At 59.4% G+C, this 17,217-nt stretch carries 13 protein-coding genes and 1 pseudogene; 7 read left to right on the plus strand and 7 right to left on the minus strand.

Going from position 1 to position 17,217, the window contains the following annotated elements; genetic code table 11:
• Positions 1-35: 35 nt before the first annotated feature.
• Genes HX821_RS20265 through HX821_RS20280 form a run of 4 tightly spaced genes read left to right on the plus strand, consistent with a single transcriptional unit; the run spans position 36 to position 4,494 of the window.
• Positions 36-2,612: a fimbria/pilus outer membrane usher protein gene (locus HX821_RS20265; RefSeq protein WP_134325970.1), complete on the plus strand. Its 2,577-nt coding sequence runs from the start codon at positions 36-38 to the stop codon at positions 2,610-2,612.
• A 1-nt stretch (position 2,613) separates the two neighbouring features.
• Positions 2,614-3,525 (plus strand): fimbrial protein, encoded by a 912-nt coding sequence (locus HX821_RS20270; RefSeq protein WP_256344314.1) that lies wholly within the window; start codon positions 2,614-2,616, stop codon positions 3,523-3,525.
• 10 nt (positions 3,526-3,535) lie between these two features.
• Positions 3,536-4,003 carry a fimbrial protein gene (locus tag HX821_RS20275; RefSeq protein ID WP_003218898.1) on the plus strand — a complete coding sequence of 156 codons (468 nt, stop codon included), beginning with the start codon at positions 3,536-3,538 and terminating at the stop codon, positions 4,001-4,003.
• The gene (locus HX821_RS20280; RefSeq protein ID WP_003218900.1) at positions 4,000-4,494 is read left to right on the plus strand and encodes a fimbrial protein; all 495 of its coding nucleotides are present in this window, start codon (positions 4,000-4,002) and stop codon (positions 4,492-4,494) included. The genes HX821_RS20275 and HX821_RS20280 overlap by 4 nt, the downstream gene beginning before the upstream one ends.
• Here HX821_RS20280 and HX821_RS20285 read toward each other — a convergent pair whose 3' ends face one another.
• The 4 genes from HX821_RS20285 to HX821_RS20300 all read right to left on the minus strand — a co-directional run bounded on the left by HX821_RS20285 (position 4,495) and on the right by HX821_RS20300 (position 12,196).
• A complete protein-coding gene (locus tag HX821_RS20285; protein ID WP_017477281.1) occupies positions 4,495-5,142 on the minus strand; it encodes a response regulator in 648 nt (215 codons plus the stop codon).
• Positions 5,143-5,170: 28 nt separating this feature from the next.
• The gene (locus tag HX821_RS20290; protein ID WP_087693699.1) at positions 5,171-8,068 is read right to left on the minus strand and encodes an ATP-binding protein; all 2,898 of its coding nucleotides are present in this window, start codon (positions 8,066-8,068) and stop codon (positions 5,171-5,173) included.
• A gap of 124 nt (positions 8,069-8,192) precedes the next feature.
• A complete protein-coding gene (locus HX821_RS20295; protein WP_102368407.1) occupies positions 8,193-9,392 on the minus strand; it encodes an EAL domain-containing protein in 1,200 nt (399 codons plus the stop codon).
• A complete protein-coding gene (locus HX821_RS20300) occupies positions 9,389-12,196 on the minus strand; it encodes an ATP-binding protein (RefSeq protein ID WP_008437634.1) in 2,808 nt (935 codons plus the stop codon). Before HX821_RS20300 ends, HX821_RS20295 begins: the two co-directional genes overlap by 4 nt.
• Before the next feature lie 170 nt (positions 12,197-12,366).
• On the opposite strand from HX821_RS20300, the gene HX821_RS20305 reads away from it, so the two are divergent.
• Positions 12,367-13,554: an MFS transporter gene (locus HX821_RS20305; RefSeq protein WP_102368406.1), complete on the plus strand. Its 1,188-nt coding sequence runs from the start codon at positions 12,367-12,369 to the stop codon at positions 13,552-13,554.
• A gap of 87 nt (positions 13,555-13,641) precedes the next feature.
• Here HX821_RS20305 and HX821_RS20310 read toward each other — a convergent pair whose 3' ends face one another.
• Both HX821_RS20310 and HX821_RS20315 read right to left on the minus strand, forming a co-directional pair.
• The gene (locus tag HX821_RS20310) at positions 13,642-13,863 is read right to left on the minus strand and encodes a hypothetical protein (protein ID WP_177036280.1); all 222 of its coding nucleotides are present in this window, start codon (positions 13,861-13,863) and stop codon (positions 13,642-13,644) included.
• Between the two features lie 145 nt (positions 13,864-14,008).
• Positions 14,009-14,374 (minus strand): DUF6124 family protein, encoded by a 366-nt coding sequence (locus HX821_RS20315; RefSeq protein WP_177036281.1) that lies wholly within the window; start codon positions 14,372-14,374, stop codon positions 14,009-14,011.
• 421 nt (positions 14,375-14,795) lie between these two features.
• Between HX821_RS20315 and HX821_RS20320 the strand changes: the two genes are divergently transcribed.
• Both HX821_RS20320 and HX821_RS20325 read left to right on the plus strand, forming a co-directional pair.
• On the plus strand, positions 14,796-15,131 hold the full coding sequence (locus HX821_RS20320; RefSeq protein ID WP_177036282.1) for a GrlR family regulatory protein: 336 nt from the start codon (positions 14,796-14,798) through the stop codon (positions 15,129-15,131).
• A 369-nt stretch (positions 15,132-15,500) separates the two neighbouring features.
• A pseudogene (locus HX821_RS20325) lies at positions 15,501-15,757 on the plus strand (pyocin activator PrtN family protein).
• 31 nt (positions 15,758-15,788) lie between these two features.
• Here HX821_RS20325 and HX821_RS20330 read toward each other — a convergent pair.
• Positions 15,789-17,123 (minus strand): hypothetical protein, encoded by a 1,335-nt coding sequence (locus tag HX821_RS20330; RefSeq protein WP_177036283.1) that lies wholly within the window; start codon positions 17,121-17,123, stop codon positions 15,789-15,791.
• Positions 17,124-17,217: the final 94 nt, after the last annotated feature.

A 17,217-nucleotide genomic window follows, 5' to 3' on the forward strand; every position in this document is an offset into this window, starting at 1 on the left:
CGCGACAACCCCGGAACGCCTTTTCAGGAACGACCATGCTCCGTTCATTCCCATTCATGCGCCGTCGGGCCGTGAAGGCTTTCGGCTGCCCGCTCGTGGCCGCCGCCGCCTTGCACCTGGCCCCCGCACACGCCGGCTACGAGTTCGATGCGTCGTTTCTCGAAATCGGCGGCGGGCAGAGTTCGGCCGCTGTGAAACAACAGGTCAGCGCCATGAGCGACGGCCAGTTGCCGGGGATTTACCGGGTGGATATCCAGCTCAACCAGCGCTCGATCGAACAGCGTGATGTGCGTTTCATCCGCGCCACCGGCACCCAGGAACGCTCGAGCACCGGCCTGTTCCCCTGCCTGGATGTCGAGTTCTTCCGCGCCCAGGGCGTGGCCGACACGGCCCTGCAAAACCGCACCGACGCCGACCCCACCTGCATTGCGTTCGATCAGGGCCTGGCCGGCGTGAGCTACGACTACGACTTCAACCGCCAGATCCTGTCGATTGAAATCCCACAGGCCTACCTGGGCAGCATCCCTTTTGAAGTGCGCCGTCGGCAATGGAGTAACGGCGAACAGGTGGCCTTCACCAACTACAGCTTCACCGGCAGCACCGTGGAGTCCGATACCGGCCGCCGCCAGGACCAGTTCGGCAGCCTGAGGAGCGGCGTGAATGCCGGGGCCTGGCGCCTGCGCAATTTTTCGACCTGGCAAAAAGGCAGCACCACGCCCGGGCGCTGGGAGTCGCTGGAAACCTACGCCCAGCGCGACATGGGCAATATGATGGCGATCGCCACCCTGGGCGATTCCACCACCGAAGGCGACCTGTTTGACGCGATCCCCTATCGCGGGCTGGGCATCGCCTCTGATCTGGACATGCTGCCCGACCAGGCCCGCGAATTCGCCCCGGTGATTCGCGGCATTGCCAATGGCCGCTCGCGGGTGATCATCCGCCAGCGCGGCTATGTGATCCATGAGCAATGGGTGCCGTCGGGGCCGTTCGCCTTGACCGACCTGTACCCCACCGCCAGCAATGGCGACATCGAAGTCACCGTGGAAGGCCCGGACGGCCAGCGCCAGGTCTACACCCAGTCGTTCTCGTCGGTGCCCTACATGCTGCGCGAAGGCCAGCAAAGCTATTCGGTATTCGCCGGCCAATACCGCCCGGCGCAATCGTCCTTTGTGCAGCAAACCCCAACATTTATCCAGGCCTCCCTACGACGCGGTTTGAGCGGCAGCACCACGCTGTTTGGCGGCAGCCTGCTGAGTAATCAATACAACGCCGGCCTGCTGGGTTTTGCCCACGACTTTGCCGGCTTTGGCGCGATCTCGGTGGACGTGACCCACGCCCGCAGCGACGCCGTGGGCCGGGAGAAAACCACGTCCAGCGGCCAGTCGTTTCGCTTTCGCTATTCCAAGTCCCTGGCGGCCACCGACACCAACTTCAGCCTGATCGGCTACCGCTACTCCACCGGCGGCTACTACTCGTTCAACGAAGCGCTGAACAGCCGCAGCACCGAGCAAACCCTGGACACGTACCGCAGCGGCCACATGAAAAGCAACTTCACCGCCAACGTGTCGCAGCAATTGGGCGGCTACGGCGGGGTCTATGCCAACGTGTCGAAAACCGCCTACTGGGACAAGAGCAAGGCCGACACCTCGATCCAATTGGGATACAGCGCGAGCGTCGGGGACATTTCCTACTCCCTTGGGCTGGGCCTGAACAAAGGCGCCAACAGCGACGACCGCAGCCTGTCCCTGAGCATCAGCATGCCCCTGGGCGGCACGCGCAGCCAGCGCGTTACGGCCAACATGAACCAGAGCGCGCGGGGCTCGGCATCACGCACCGCGACCCTGAGCGGCAACGCGTTCGAGGACGATACGCTGGCCTACAGCGCGGGTGTGTCGCAGCAAGTCAGCGGCGCGCAACGCCAGACCGGCGGCACCTTCGCCGCGCAATACGACGCGCCCAACGCGATTGTGCGCGGTGCCTATAACGAGACCACCGGCAGCCGCCAACTGGACATGGGCGTCGAAGGTTCGGTGGTGGCGTATGGCAGCAACCTGATGTTCAGCCAGCCATTGGGCGAAACCAATGTGATCGTCGCCACACCGGGCGCCGCCGACGTGGGCATCAGCAACAAGCGCGGTGTGCGCACCAACAGCAATGGCTACACCGTGGTGCCGCAGGCCCTGCCCTATCGCAAAAACCGCGTGTCGCTGGACACCCAGTCGATGCCGTCTGACGTCGACATCGCCGAGCCGGTGCAGGAAGTCACGCCAAACCGCGGCGCGTTTGTACTGGCCGACTTCGACACCCGGCGCGGCCAACGCATCCTGTTTCGCATCAGCGACACCCTTGGCGAAGCAGCGCCGTTTGCCGCCCGCGCCGAATTGTTTGCCCCGGATGGCCGCGCCCTCGGCAACACCCTGGTGGCCGACAAAGGCCGCGCGTTCCTGACCGGCGTGCCGCCCGAGGCGCGGTTGTTGGTCAGCGTCGACGGCCAGCCGTGGTGCAGCCGTGAATTGAAGCTGGACGAAACAGCGCCTGCCGACGGCGGCATCACCCAAATGAATATTCAATGTGAGCGCGCGGCCGGTGGGTCGGGTGCCAAGGATTCCTGACATGATCGTTAAAGCAACACATAAGGTGCGTGGACGGATGATGCTTGCGCTGTTGTGCGCAGTATTGAGCTGCCTTTCACAACAGGCGCAAGCGTTGGTCGAAGGGAATCTCAACTGCACAGTGCCAGGCGTTCCGAGCGGCGGCTACACGTTTACACCGGGCCAGGCGATCAGGATCGTCTTCGAGGGCACGTGCACCGTTCGCCGCGCATTCCCCTATTCAGCCGGTTTAAATACGCGAATCAACTACATGAGCGGCCCGAATCAAGCCCCGTTGAGATGGTCCGACCCGTATAACAACATCTATTTATACGATCTGAATATCGGCCAATACAGCCGCAATTGCCTGGGCGGCTACTGCCGGCCTCTACCCCTTAATACTGTGGTGCCTTACCGCTACATTCTGGTGGGCACAGCACCCCAAACTGCAGGCACACGTTGGATAGGGGTGTTGCTGGGCGTTACCTCGGAAAACTGGCTGGGTTATGGCGAGTGGTTTCTTAACACAGGGTTTTCATACACCGTAGTCCCGCCTGCCTGCAGCCTGAGTTCACCCGGCAGCGTCAACCTGCGCTTCGGCTCTATCAGCAACAGCGACATCAATAACCAGATGCAGTCGACCACAGTGTCAATTAAATGCTCGGCGCAGATGCGAGCCAACGTCTACCTGCTTCCAAACCAGACGGTAGTCAGCCCTACTACCGGTGTGACGCGCACCTCGCTGGCAGGTTTGAACATGCAGGCGCTGTGGACCGACACCCTGAACCCGGTGAACTTCACTACCCCGCGCTTTATGCAGTTACGCGTGGGCAGCAATGACGTAAACCTGAGCTTCAAGCCACAACTGGCGGCCGGGCAATCACCGACGGGTGCGTTTCAGAGCCAATACACGCTGAACATCGACTATCAATGAGGGCCTTGCCATGAAAACTCCACTGCTCGCCCTGATGCTGCTCAGCAGCACCGCTCACGCTGCCGACGTGGTGAATATCACCGTCAGCGGCACCCTCACCCGCCCACCGTGCGTATTGAGTACCGGCACAACCCTGACCGCCGCATTTGGCGACGTGCGTACTGACCAGGTGGCGACCACCGGCACTGTGGAAGTGCCGGTGCGCTTGAAGTGCTCGTCGGGTTCTTCGCTAAATGTCAGCTTCACGTCCAATAACGGCACCTACACCTCCACCGTGGCCAAGACCACGGCGGATAACCTCGGTGTGTCGTTGCTGTGGGCGGACAACACGGCGGCAAACCTCAATGGCACCGTCAAGAAATACACCAACCTCAGCGGCGACGTGGATATCAGCCTCAAGGCGCAACTGGTCGAACGCGGCACGCTGGCGCCGGGCGCGTTCACCTCGTCGATGGTCATGACCCTCAATTACCTATGAAAGCGCTCGCCTGGATGCTGCTGGCCGTAGCCAGCACCGCCCTTGCGCAAGCGGCGGAAGAAGCGCAGATCGACGTCAGCGGCAAGCTGACCGCACCGCCGTGCACCGCAAGGTTTCCGAGTACGCAACAGGTGGACCTGGGCAAGGTCAACCTCAACCAGTTGGCCGACGGCAGCACCGTCGCCACCGATGTGCCGCTGGTCTTCGACTGTCAGGCGGGCGCTCAGGTCGAGCTGAGTTTGTCGGCGGGCATGGCCCGGGCCCTCACCGTCAGCCCGGTGCTGCTCACCAATCTCCCATCCCTGGGGTTGCAGGTGCAATTGCGTGACAAGACCGACAAGCCGGGGATCGGCCTGGGCCAAACCGGCACCTGGCCGGTAGAAGACGAACCGTTGGCGCTGACCCTGCGCGTCAAGCCCGTGTCCCTGGGCGAGCTGCCCGAGGCGGGTAGCTACAAAGCCACCCTGTTGATGCAGATGACGTACCGCTGATTACTGAAACTGCCGGGCTTCGATGCAATAGGTCAGCAGCGCCTGGTCACTGTCCACCTCCAGCTTGCGCATGGCCGAAATCTTCTGCGCGCTGACGGTCTTGTTGCTGCGGCTCAACTGCCGCGCGATATCGCTCACGCTCATGCCCGTCACGAATAAACGCAGCACTTCCATCTCCCGTGGCGACAGGCTCTGGAAGCGCGCCTGCACCTGGGTCACATTGGCCAAGACCGAAGTCGCGGCGGGCTCCGGTGCGCGGTAACTGCGCTGGGCACTGATCGCGCCGAGGGCCTTTTCGATCTCGCCGTGCAGGTGGTTCTTCTGGATCACCCCGGCCACACCCAACTCCTGCAAGCGGGTGAGAATCAGGCTGTTGGAAATCATGGTCAGCACCAGCACCTGGGTCGCGGGAAAGTGACGCAGGATGTACTCGATCAGCTTCAACCCATCGCCATAGGTGTCGTCACCCGGCATGTTGAAATCGGTGATCAGGACTTGCGGCCGGTGCTTGCGCAACTGCTCGATCAGTTGACTGGAACTGACCGCCTCGCCCACCAGGCTGTAGCGTGAATCACGCTGCACAATTTCGCGCACGCCCACCAGTACGATCGGGTGGTCATCGGCGATCACAACGTTCATTTCTCGCATTCTTTATCTTCCTTGTAATGGGCTTTCATCAAGTTTGCGACTCTGCCAGCAAGCACTGCGCAACCGCTGTAAGCCGTGCGCACACGCCTCGAATCTGCGTGGTGGCGTATGTATCCAGCGGTGCGTCGTACAGGGTGTTCTCCCATGCCTGACAAGCGCTGGACAGTTCCCCGGCACGCACACTGGCCAGCGCGCCGTTGAGGCTGTGCAAACGCTCACGTACGAGGGTGGCATCGCCGGCCGTCAGGCCTTGTTCGATCTGCTGCACATCCACCAGCAACGTGTCGGCCATCAGTTGGCGCATGGCCGGGGAAAGCTCGATCCAGCCTTCACGGTCCCGGTCCACCTGCACCACCGGCAAGGCCGTGGCCCGCCGGCAGTGCGCCATTAACGCCTGGCGCAGCATGCTCAGGCTCAGCGGTTTGACCACCCACGCGTTCATGCCCACCGCCAGGCAACGCTCGCCCTCCTCGCGCAGGGCATTGGCGGTGACGCCGATGATCGGCACCTGGACGCCTTGTTCACGCAACGCGCGGGCCAGGTCGTAGCCGTTGAGGCGCGGCATATTGATGTCGGTGATCACCAGGTCGAACGGCTGCGAACCCCAGATTTGCAGCGCATGCTCGCCGTCACGCGCTACGGTGGGGTGGGCGCCAAGGGCCTCGAGCTGTTCTTGCAGCACGGCCTGGCTGACCGGGTTGTCTTCGGCGACCAGCACGCGCACGTTCAGGCACGGTGCGTCCAGGCACGGCGGCATCGGCGGTTGTTCCGCAGAGGGCAGGGTTTCCTGAAGCACCGGCAAGGTGATGAACAGCGAAAAACTGCTGCCCAACCCTGGCTCGCTGACCACGCGCATGCTGCCGCCCATCAACTCACTCAAGCGCGAGCAGATAGACAGGCCCAGGCCGGCGCCATTGCCGTCCTGGTCGCCCGCTACCTGATAAAACGGCTTGAACAACTGGTCCAGCGCCTTTTCCGGAATGCCCACGCCGGTGTCAGTGACCTGCCATTGCAGGGTCACTTTATCGTCAAGTAGTTGCTGCACCATCAGGCGCAAACGCACGCGCCCGGAGTCGGTGAACTTGATCGCGTTGCCCAGCAGGTTATGCAGGACCTGCCGGATGCGGCCAGCATCGCCAAGCAGTTGCGGCGGTAGCAGCGGGTCGATCTCGGCATCGATCTGCAAGCCTTTATTGCGCGCGGTCGCGCTGAACGCCAACACCGATTCCGCCACCAACTGGCCCGGGCTGAACGGCGCCGCTTCCACGGCCATTTGCCCGGATTCGATTTTCGATACATCCAGTACGTTGCTGATCAACTGGAACAGCACAGTGGACGAACCCTGGATAATTTCCAGGTAGTGGCGCTGGCGCTCGCTCATGTCGGTCAGGGCCATCAGTTCCAGATTGCCGAGCACGCCGTACAGCGGGGTGCGGATTTCATGGCTCATGGTTGCCAGGAACACGGTTTTGGCCTCGTTGGCTTCGGTGGCTTCCTGGCGCGCCTGGGTCAGCAACTGGGCTTCGTCCACGTGTCGGGTGATGTCGTTGCAGCCGCAGAGGAACACGTCCTCACCTTCGTACCGCGCCGCCACCACCACGACCTGCAAGTACCGCCCCTCCACCGCCAGGCACATCTCGCCGGGGGTGTCCGGGCCATCGTTGGCCTTGAGCACGTCGAGCAGCGGTGCGGTGCCCTGCAATTGCAGCGCGCGCTGGTTTTCCAGGAGTAACTGGTGATCGCTGCGGCGCACTACGCACAATCCCACCGGGGCGTTGTGCAGCATGATGCGGTTGAATGCCTCGCTCTCGAACAGACGCTCCTGCGCGCGTTGCGCCGGGCTGACGATGCGGGTCTTGTACCAATGGTTGATCCACCAGCCCAGCAGCACGGCCGCCAGAAACGTCAGGCCAAGGCCCAGCAGCGGCCATTTGGCGTAGCGCAGGAAATCCTGATAGCTGATGGCGTACAGGCCGGTCCAGTGCTCGCCACCCTCGCTGAGCATCTTGAAGCGCAAACCCTGGCTGTTGAAGCTCAGGCCCAGGGGCGCCATGTGTTCATCGCCGAGGCTGCCGAGCAACACGTCGCCCTGGGGCGAGATCAGGGTGAACTGGTTGTAGACCGACAGTTGCAGTACTCGCTCGATTTCGTCGACCTGCGAGGTGTCCACCACCGCCGCCAGCGTGAGCAGGCCCTGAGGCTGATTGGCCGGCAATACGGCGGCAGGCGCGTCGAGGCCGATCATCGCGACCACGCTGCGGCTGTTCTGGTACAACTGCGGCGGCGCACGCATCCAGCGCACGCGGCTGTCGGTCAGCAGGAGGCTTTGGCTCTGTTGCAGTTGCTGCAAGCGGCTCACCACGTCGCGGTACTGCTCGCGCAACAATGGCTGGTGCTGGCGCAAGCCGCCCACGCCGGGCACGGCCAGGCTGGCGACGGCATTGGGGGTGAACACGAACAGCTGCGGCGAGGCGTAAAACGAGCTGGCCCAGTAGCCGCCGTAGTAGTCAGTCAGTTGCACGCCAAACGCCAGTGCCCGGCGCGTGTCATCCGCCGAGAACGTCTCGGCGTGGGACAAGGTGAAGGGTAGCGACATCGCAAACCCCTTGGCCTGCAACACCACCTGCCCGCCTTCGTGCTGCAACTCCACCACCGAGGTCGACTGCACGGCCGGCAGCGGCGGCGCGTTGCTGCGGCTGTAGCCACTGGCCACGTTGCGCAGGAACGCCTCGTGCTCATGGATGATCTCCACCACGCGGGCGAAGTGGAACTCGACCTTTTCCTGTTCAGCGTCGAGCAACCGCGACACCGCCCAATAGCAACTGCTGGACAGCAACAAGGCGAGCCCCGTGAGCAATAACAGGGCTTTGTTCAAGCGTTGAGAGCTTTGCGCCAGCTTGTCCAGGCGCAGACTTGCATGTTTCATCGTCAGTACCGCAGAAGCCTGAATCAGGATATGGGGCCTATGCTTGATCCCGGCATTGGCCAATAACGCCCGGCTGACCGGGCGACCCTTCCTTCGGGCTTCTTGACTGTGTGACCCTGGCCACTCACATAAGTGCTGGCGCAGGGCCATCCTCGATTAACAGGGCGCTGAATTTTTCCGCCGCCACGGCATGGGAGATCAGGAAACCCTGCACCTGATCGCAGCGGATACGCCGCAACATCGCCAGCTCCGCCTGGGTCTCGGCGCCCTCGGCGATGGTGGTCAGCCCGAGTTTGCGGCCCAGCTCGACAATGCTTTGCAAGGCCGACGCCAGGCTTTCGTTCTCGGCACAGCCATGCACCAGTGACCGGTCGATCTTGACCTCGTTGAACGGCGTCGACACCAGGTTGAAGTAGGAACTGAACCCCTTGCCGAAGTCATCCTGCGCCAACCCAAAGCCCATCATGCGCAAGCGACATGCTCCAGCGTAGTAGTTACTGGGCAGCCGTGTGGTGGAGCTTTCCATCAATTCGAAGGTAATTTGCCGGGGTTCGGCGTCGCGGCTTTGCACCTGGGCAAGCAGGCGGTCGACCAGGTCGCTCTGGTCGAGCAAATGCGTGGGCAGGTTGATCGACACCGGCAGCCGGTAACCGAGTTGCGCCCACTGGGCCTGGGCGATGAGGGTTTGGCCGAGAATGCAGGTGAGCAAGCGGGTTTCCAGGTCAAGGCGCTCGATGTCGTCAAGAAACGCGCCGGGCATCAATAACCCTTCCACCGGGTGCACCCAGCGTGCCAGGGCTTCGGCGCCCACGATGCGCCCGTCATGCAGGGATTTTTTCGGCTGGAACCACGCCTGGATTTCACCATTGGCCAAGGCGCGCTCAAGGTTCTCCCGGGCATGGCTGACACCCCGGTGGCAACACGGCGTGCGCGCCTGCTCGGCGAGTTTGTCGAGGCAATCGCGCAGGGTGCGCACCTCGCGTTCGCGCACCGGCTTGGAGATTAGCCCGGCGACGGTCAGGCCGAGGTTCCCGGCCACCTGCCCGGCGCCCACCAGCATGCGCCGCGACGCCACGCTCATCAGCGCCAGCGCAGGCGGCGCGTGCATGCGGGCCAAGTGCTGGATCAGTTGCACACCGTCCATCCCCGGCATCATCAAGTCGCTGAGCAGCAGATCGTAGCGCTGTCGGGCCAGGCGTTGCAGCGCGGTGGCGCCATCCCAGACCACATCGACGTCAAACCCGCCGATGGCCTGGAAGACGTTGATCAAGTACTCATGCTGGAAAGGATGGTCTTCCACGATGAGTACGCGATAGGCGCTCAAAGCACCCTCCTCTGATAGCGATGCAGGCACTGGTAGAGGGCGCGCAGGGTGAACGGCTTGACCAGGCAATGATCCATGCCAGCGTTCAGGCAGCGCTCGGCTTCGTCGAGCATCGCGTTGGCGGTGGCCCCGATGATCGGCAGTGAGCAACCCAGGCGACGCAGTTGTTCGGTGAGTTCATAGCCGTTCATGCGTGGCATGTTGACGTCGGTGAGAATCATGTCGAACGCGGTATCACCCCACAATGACAGCGCTTCAATGCCGTCGCCGGCCAGCACCACGCTGCAGCCGAGCTCTTCCAACTGGTCGCGCAGGATCAACTGGTTGATCAGGTTGTCTTCGGCCACCAGCAGGCGCAGGTTGAGGCTGAACTCGGTGGGCTTCTCGCTGATCCTCGGCGACAACAACTCTTCGCTGCCCTGGGCGCGGCTGACCGCGCGGTTGAGCGCCTGCAGGTTGTTCAGGCCGATCTGCCAGGGATAAGCGCCATGCTCGTCGACCGCGGCCATCACCCGCGGCCCGGACCAATGCAGCAACTGGTCGGGCTCGGTCGGGCCGGGATACAGCTCGACCAATACCGCGCCGGGGTCGGCCTCGGCGGACTCCGGCGCACCGAGTTGCGCGCGCGCGCCCCAGCGACGCAACCAGCCGCCAACACTTTCCGCCAGCTCACGCACCGGCGACACCACATACACCCGCTCGCCGAGCAGCGGCTGCGCCCAGGGAGCCTGGTCGTCGTCGTTGACTTGCTCCAGCGGCAAGGTGAAGGAAAAGCTGCTGCCCAGGCCCGGTTCGCTGACCACCCGCAAGGTGCCGTTCATCAAGTGCATCAGGCGCTTGCAGATCGACAAGCCCAGGCCGCTGCCGGCGACCACATTCGCATTGCCGCTGACCTGGAAGAACGGCTCGAACAGGTACCGCTGGTCTTCCTCGGCGATGCCCTTGCCGGTGTCGACTATCTGCCACTGCAACATCGTGCGCTCGCCTTCACGGCTTTCCAGGCGCAGACGCAAGACAATCCGGCCGCTTTCGGTGAATTTCAGCGCGTTGTTCAGCAGGTTATTCAGGATCTGGCGGATGCGTGTGACATCCCCGCTCACGTGGTCGGGCAACTGCGGGTCGAGGCAGGCGAACAACTGCAGGCCCTTGCTTTGGGCGGCGCCTGCGTAGCCCTGGATCACTTCCTGCACCAACTCGATCGGTGAGAACGTGCTGAACTCTAGGGACAGTTGTCCCGCTTCGATTTTCGACACGTCCAGCACATCGCAGATCATTTGCAGCAAGTTCGCCGACGAGCCCTCGATGGCATTCAGGTAGCCACGCTGCTGGCTGTTAAGGTCGGTGCGCGCAAGCAATTCCAGGGTGCCCAGCACGCCATACAATGGCGTGCGGATTTCATGGCTCATGGTTGCCAGGAACAGGGTCTTGGCCTCATTCGCCGCGTCCGCCAGCGTGCGCGCCTGCTGCAGGGCCAACTCCACCTGCTTGCGTTCGGTGATGTCGCTGAAGGCGCAGATCAGCACCTCCTCACGCTGGTAACGGGTTGGCGCGAAACTCAGGTACAGGTGACGACCGTCGGCCATTTGCAGCTCGTCGGTGCTGCTTTGTTCCGACTCATCGAACGCGCGGCGAATCCAGCCGTGACACAGTTGCTGGCGCTCGTGGCCGTTGCCCAGCCATTGCCGGGACAGGGGGTTTTCCAGCACTACCTCGCCGTCGCTGCGGCGCAGCACGCACAAGGCCACTGGCGCGATGCGAATCACCGCACTGCTGAATGCCTCACTCTCCACCAGCGCTTCGATGCGATTGGCTGCCGGGATAATCAAACGCTGATCGATGCGCCGCACCAACCGCACCATCAACAAGCTGGCCGCTGCGCACAACAGCAGGCACAGCAGCAACGGCATGGCCAGGCTGGGCAACAGTGAACTCAGCTCCAGGCTGTAGACGATCTGCCACTGGGAGTAACCCAGGTGCTTGCGAATGGCCAAGCGATCCGGCAGCCAGCGGCTGCCTTCCCAACCAAAGCTGGCCGTGGCGTGATACTGGCGCAGCACCTGCGCAGCCGAGGGTTGATGAGGCGTGCTGCTGAAAATCAGCTGCCCGGCGCCGTCAAGCAACATGAAGTCCCCGGCTTTTTCATGCTGCAGGGCGTTGATCAGGTCCGGGCCGTCCACCTCCAGCCCGAGCCAACCCGACGTGGGGCTACGGTCGTCGAGGCGGGTGAAGATGTATAGCGGTGAATCCAGGCGGCTCTGCTCAGTCAGCCACAACTCATCGCTGACCGAGACCTTGCCGGTGTCCACCGCCATCAACCGCTGCAATACCGGCTGCGGCACATTCTCCGGGGCCGCCCCAACGGTAAACAGGCGCTCCACCACCGGCTCGGCGCGCTGCGCGACGTAGATCAGGTTGACCTGGTTGACCTGCAGGTAATCAAGCAGGCGCCTAGTCAGCCAAAGGCTCCAGATATTGCCCGCCTCGCCCAAGGTGATGTGCAACTCTTCGGCCGGCACATTATTGAGGTTGCCCACGGGTGGCGTGACATGACGAACCGTCGACAGGCCGAGGCTTTTGAGCAGCGTCTGGCGGCTGACAAAAAAACTCTGCGCATCGGAAATCGCCTCATTCATATAACTGCGCCGTAGCGAAATTTCCTCATTCAACGCCGCACGCAAGTAGCTGTAGGCACCCACATACACGCCGAGCACCAATGCCAGGGCAAACAGCCGCAACAACTTGCGCGCGGCCTTGGGCGTCGAAAAAGAAGAGTCGAGTGGTTGCAGGAAATGTTTGAGCTTCATCGCCAAAAGAGTAAGCGTGGCGAGAGGGTAGTTGAATAAGACGGATCTCAAAGCCCCGCACTGCTTGCGCCGATGGAACTCTCGCGCAACACGCTGTTCTAGACACCTTCGTCGCTGCTTGCGTAGCATCGGCGGCTGTCCTTCGTGCACTTCATCAAACAGAGTTACCCATGACTATCCAGCAAACACCCGGGCACGTGCTGCCCGCGCGCAGCGCCGCCAAAATGGAAGCGGCCATGGCCGTGGGCGCCTTTGCGATCGGCACCGGCGAATTCGCCATCATGGGCCTGATGCCCGACATCGCCCACAACCTCAATCTCAGCGAACCGCAAGTGGGCCACGCCATCAGCGCCTATGCGCTGGGCGTGATGGTCGGCGCCCCGCTGCTGGCGATCCTCGGCGCCAAGTTGCTGCGTAAACACATGCTGCTATTGCTGATGGGCCTTTATGCCCTGGGCAACCTCGCCACGGCGTTTACCCCGACCTTCGGTTCGCTGGTGGCCTTCCGCTTTATCAGCGGCCTGCCCCACGGCGCCTACTTCGGCATCGCCGCCGTGGTCGCCTCCAGCATGGTGCCCAACGACAAACGCGCTGGCGCCGTCGCCCGCGTGATGATGGGCCTGACCCTGGCCATGCTGCTCGGCAACCCCATCGCGACCTTCCTCGGTCAACACTTTGGCTGGCGCTCGGCGTTCGCGCTGGTCAGTGCTATCGCCCTGTGCACCATCGCGCTGGTCTGGCAATTCGTACCGGATCGCCACGACGAACCCCGCAGCGACCCGCGCAAAGAACTGCGTGCCTTCACCAAACCGCAGGTGTGGATGGCGCTGTCCATTGGCGCTATTGGGTTTGCCGGGATGTTCTGCGTGTTCAGCTACCTGGCGCCGACCATGCTCGAAGTGACCAAAGTCTCGCCGCAGTGGATTCCCTTCGGTCTGGCCGCGTTTGGCGTAGGCGGCATCATCGGCAACATCGCCGGCGGCAAGCTGTTTGATCGCCTGCAATTTCGCGCAGTGGGCTGGATTATGGTGTGGTCGATGGCCGTGCTGATCTTCTTCACCTTCGCCGCGAGTTCGCTGTGGAGCGTACTGCTGGGCATCGGCCTGGTCGGCACCATGATCGCCATGGCCGCGCCGCTGCAAATCCGCTTGATGGACATTGCGCATGAAGCACCGAGCCTGGCGGCGGCGTCCAACCACGCGGCGTTCAACCTGGCGAATGCGCTGGGGCCGTGGTTCGGTGGGATGGCGATTACGGCGGGGTATGGGTGGACCAGCACGGGCTACATTGGCGCGGCTACGGCGCTGGTAGGCTTGGGCATCTACCTGATCGCCCGACGTATGAAAGGCGGTCACTAAAGCCCTCCCACGATCCAATGTGGGAGCGGGCTTGCTCGCGAAAGCGGTGGGTCAGTCACTGAGTAAATGACTGCCCCACCCGCTCAGTCAGTCATCATGCATCAACCCCGAACCATACTCCCCGTAACTGCTCCCCAGCGCGTTGCCGCCAAAATTCATCTTGGCGGCCTTGCTGGGGCTATGGTCCCCAAAGGCCTGACATCCCCCTGAAAAACACGGGTCGCTACTCACGTCCGACGAACCCGTCGAACAAGCGGCCAACAGCAACGTGCCAGCGATCATCGCGACTTTGACGAGATTGGAGATCATTTTTCAGTTCCCTTTGGGCTGGAGGCGTATAGGTCCTCTCTCAAGGAGGATCGTAGACCTCAAAAGCGCAGGGAATTATGAAACTTTGCAGGATGACAGGATGGGTTCAGGTTGCCGCCTTGGGGTAAGGCGGCAGGGTACGGCGTCAGGCGGTGGCCGTGCTGCCTACAGGCGCGACTTGCTCCAAGGCTCGGTCAACGAGTAGAGCACTCAGGTCGATTAGCTGCTGGATGCCCAGGACGATAGCGCGGTGGGGTTCTTCTAGGTCGAAAGCCAAGGTTGCAGCCATTTGGTTGGCGGATTCCAGGTTTTCGGCGGCGTTGGCTAGAAGGGTTTCGGTGTCTATGTTGGGGCTTACGAGGAATAGATTGCTGCTTGGTTGATCAGCGGGTGCGTCGTCATCAGATGACGGTAAGTAATGATGGATGGCACGCTGGGCCGCAGCTTGAAGTTTGGCATCAGTGGGGGCAGCGTTTGAAGCATGAGGCGGGTTCGGTGTGACTTTGTACATGGCGAAGCTCCTTAACTATTCAGGAACTGCCAATCTCACTTCCACATGAGGGTGGCAGCTGTACGCAGGTGTGGAAGACCAGGGCTAAGGACCCGGCGCACCGAAGTGCCCCGCGCACAGCCGCCATAACACATGATACAGGCGTAAAAAAACGCCGGCAGGTGTTTATAGGCGATTGCGTCTTAGCTGGTACGGACTTCCACATCCGGCCGCTGGTTTTCCAGCGGTTTGAGGAGGTTAGCGATGCGAGGTCTGAGGGACAAGCTGAGAAAAGCGTGGGAAATTTCCCGGAGAGTTGCGGACCACTTTTTTCTCAGAACACACATTAAGTAACATTTCCACGTATTTAACCTTCCTAATAAATTGCGAATTCCTAGCAGGGAGCTAGCATCAAAACGCTATCAATCTAGGAATTATGAAAATGTCTAACGGTATTTTTTCAGTAGCTTTTAGATCTAACCGCCCAGATCATGGAGACGGTCTCGTAGTAATCAAAGACGGCTCCGTTAATGGAGGAGACCCGAACTATCTTTATCAAGGACAAGTACCGACTACCTCAGGAGCTTTTACTGGACAGTTTAAGGTCAGCATGTGGCGTGCGGGCAATACAAATGTCGCAGGCGTTGACAACTACATTCTAAATGCCAATGGCAATATCGATTATGAAGGTGGGACCGTTTCACTATCCGGCACAGTAGAAGGGGCACCTCACGTCCAAATAACCCTTCACGGAAAAAGAGTCGCACCAACTGTCTAGTTTTGCATTCAAGTTAGATAACTCACCGGTCATCTAACTTGTTTTAATCGACGCCCGTCCGAATAAAACGGATGTCGGGGTCTGACCACTATACCAACGCATCATCAACGTGCGAACGTGGGCGTATTCCAAACGAAAAGAGATTGTGAACGGCGTGGAAAGACCTCCCCACACCCAAGATCTATCTCTAATAAACTGCACTCCATTCGCCTTGCTAACTTTGATCCCTCATGCCCCTACAAACCGCTCCCCTCTCCCGCTGGTTCTCCGTCGCACGGGTGATTGAATAAACGGGCCGGATTTATTTAAGATTGAAACTAGATTATTAGGCGTAAAATAAATCCGTCCCGTTCACATCTATTCCTCCTGATGGCTCAATACGAAGGCTGCGCCGTAATCCCACTAGATATTATTTGCAATGATTATATGAATCTGACAGTCGAAAAATTCAGGCGAAAATGTTTGGATGCCGAGATTGATATTCCAATCGTTCGTCTTGGCGCAGATAGCCAGAAAGCCAGAAAGCGGCGCTTGGCATACACATAAGAGACCTAGCAGATCACATTGATCGACAATGCGAAAAAGCTACAACTGAGCAAAGGAAACTTATGGGAAAAGCCGCATAATCAACAGAGTCCGACTTTAACCAAATCGGACTCAATCCCCTTCATCACAAAAGACATCATCGTTATAAATTCCAATAGATCTTGTGTAACCTCCAGGCGCTCCGCGCACATACATTTCCTTACAGAACTGCACCCCACGCCCCCCAACAACACACCTCATATTCTCAGCCTCATTCAATGGTGCTTCCAAAGAACTCGGCACACAGTCAAACACTACCCTAAGCAAACTTTCAGCAATCTCCCTAAAGCTATCTTCAGCAATTGCTATATCCTCTTCCGAATTCACGTTAAGCACGAGCTTCACGTGCCTTACAACATCCTCCCCACCTCTTATGTAATAGGAAATATTGGAAGATCTAAAGTTAGCACCAACCTCGACATACTTTGAGTTTCCGAACCAATTCTCGTACCCATACGCAGGTCTATACGTATCAATCTCCAACCGAAAACCGTACAAAAATCTTCGAGCGTCTCGGGGCACCCACCCATCAGCGCTAGCTACAGGCAAAGGTTTTTTTTCTCTGCGTCTTCGGTATTTCATAGAAACAATTGAAGCTTTGATTTCTGCGGGGCCTGATGCTGCCCAGTTATACAATTCTAGCAGCCACTGCTGCATTAACTCGACATCTGTTCTAAACATCATCAATGCAGTCCGCTTGGCGTAAGCCGCTATCTTCTCATCTTTCAACCTCAATCCTATTTGAGCAAATGCAACATCGTACGCCCCGTATAGCCCAAACAAATAAAGAAAAGGGAAAAACATAAAAGTGAGAATTACCGGACCAAAGAAATCCTTGAAGTTTGTCCCACTTGCAAAAGAAGTAAAATCATTGACCATCTCAAAAGCAGCATTCGTCAAATATGCAACACCTATAACGATGACCAAACGATCTAAAAACTTTGTAAGCATTGCATTTTTTTCTTCACGGGAAGAAACCGCGCTAAGCAAACTAAGAAAAACCACAAGCGGAACGAGAAGAATCTCCACCCACAAAGAAAAAGAATAGAGACTGGTAACGAACACAACGATGGCTGTCGGCTTTACAGCACCGCTAACAAGCCCACTAAAAAAAGACCTGTCGGATCTAATCTTAGATAAACTAAACATTGAGCTGAAGGCAAACGTCGCGCCCCATACAATGGTTGTTTTGAGATTTGCATACTCCCACAAATCAACTCGATACAGGCCGTAAACGCAGACAGTCATCCATAAAAAAGCTAGCGAAAAAAAACCTAGAAAATGACGACTAAAAAAAGCTTTAAATATTTCAAGTAAATTACTCCTGATATCTCTCAGGAAACACATAGCAATAATAGCGACCGCAGTCCAAATTATTATAGAAATCTCACGATTATTAAATTCCATTTCTCCTCCCCAAGAATCAAGAAAATCGTCTCAGATTCTAATATAGCCTTTCTAACCACGACCACTTTTCATCGAAGAAAAGCGAAGAAAAGGG

The sequence above is a fragment of the Pseudomonas sp. B6001 genome (assembly GCF_013386015.1).
GTDB lineage: Bacteria > Pseudomonadota > Gammaproteobacteria > Pseudomonadales > Pseudomonadaceae > Aquipseudomonas.

Excerpts from the sequence above, each read along its gene's own strand:
- HX821_RS20270 (WP_256344314.1), top strand. The coding sequence starts at position 2,614 with ATGATCGTTAAAGCAACACATAAGGTGCGTGGACGGATGATGCTTGCG.
- HX821_RS20285 (WP_017477281.1), bottom strand. The coding sequence starts at position 5,142 with ATGCGAGAAATGAACGTTGTGATCGCCGATGACCACCCGATCGTACTG.
- HX821_RS20275 (WP_003218898.1), top strand. The coding sequence starts at position 3,536 with ATGAAAACTCCACTGCTCGCCCTGATGCTGCTCAGCAGCACCGCTCAC.
- HX821_RS20300 (WP_008437634.1), bottom strand. The coding sequence starts at position 12,196 with ATGAAGCTCAAACATTTCCTGCAACCACTCGACTCTTCTTTTTCGACG.
- HX821_RS20330 (WP_177036283.1), bottom strand. The coding sequence starts at position 17,123 with ATGGAATTTAATAATCGTGAGATTTCTATAATAATTTGGACTGCGGTC.
- HX821_RS20310 (WP_177036280.1), bottom strand. The coding sequence starts at position 13,863 with ATGATCTCCAATCTCGTCAAAGTCGCGATGATCGCTGGCACGTTGCTG.
- HX821_RS20265 (WP_134325970.1), top strand. The coding sequence starts at position 36 with ATGCTCCGTTCATTCCCATTCATGCGCCGTCGGGCCGTGAAGGCTTTC.
- HX821_RS20320 (WP_177036282.1), top strand. The coding sequence starts at position 14,796 with ATGTCTAACGGTATTTTTTCAGTAGCTTTTAGATCTAACCGCCCAGAT.
- HX821_RS20280 (WP_003218900.1), top strand. The coding sequence starts at position 4,000 with ATGAAAGCGCTCGCCTGGATGCTGCTGGCCGTAGCCAGCACCGCCCTT.
- HX821_RS20305 (WP_102368406.1), top strand. The coding sequence starts at position 12,367 with ATGACTATCCAGCAAACACCCGGGCACGTGCTGCCCGCGCGCAGCGCC.
- HX821_RS20315 (WP_177036281.1), bottom strand. The coding sequence starts at position 14,374 with ATGTACAAAGTCACACCGAACCCGCCTCATGCTTCAAACGCTGCCCCC.
- HX821_RS20290 (WP_087693699.1), bottom strand. The coding sequence starts at position 8,068 with ATGAAACATGCAAGTCTGCGCCTGGACAAGCTGGCGCAAAGCTCTCAA.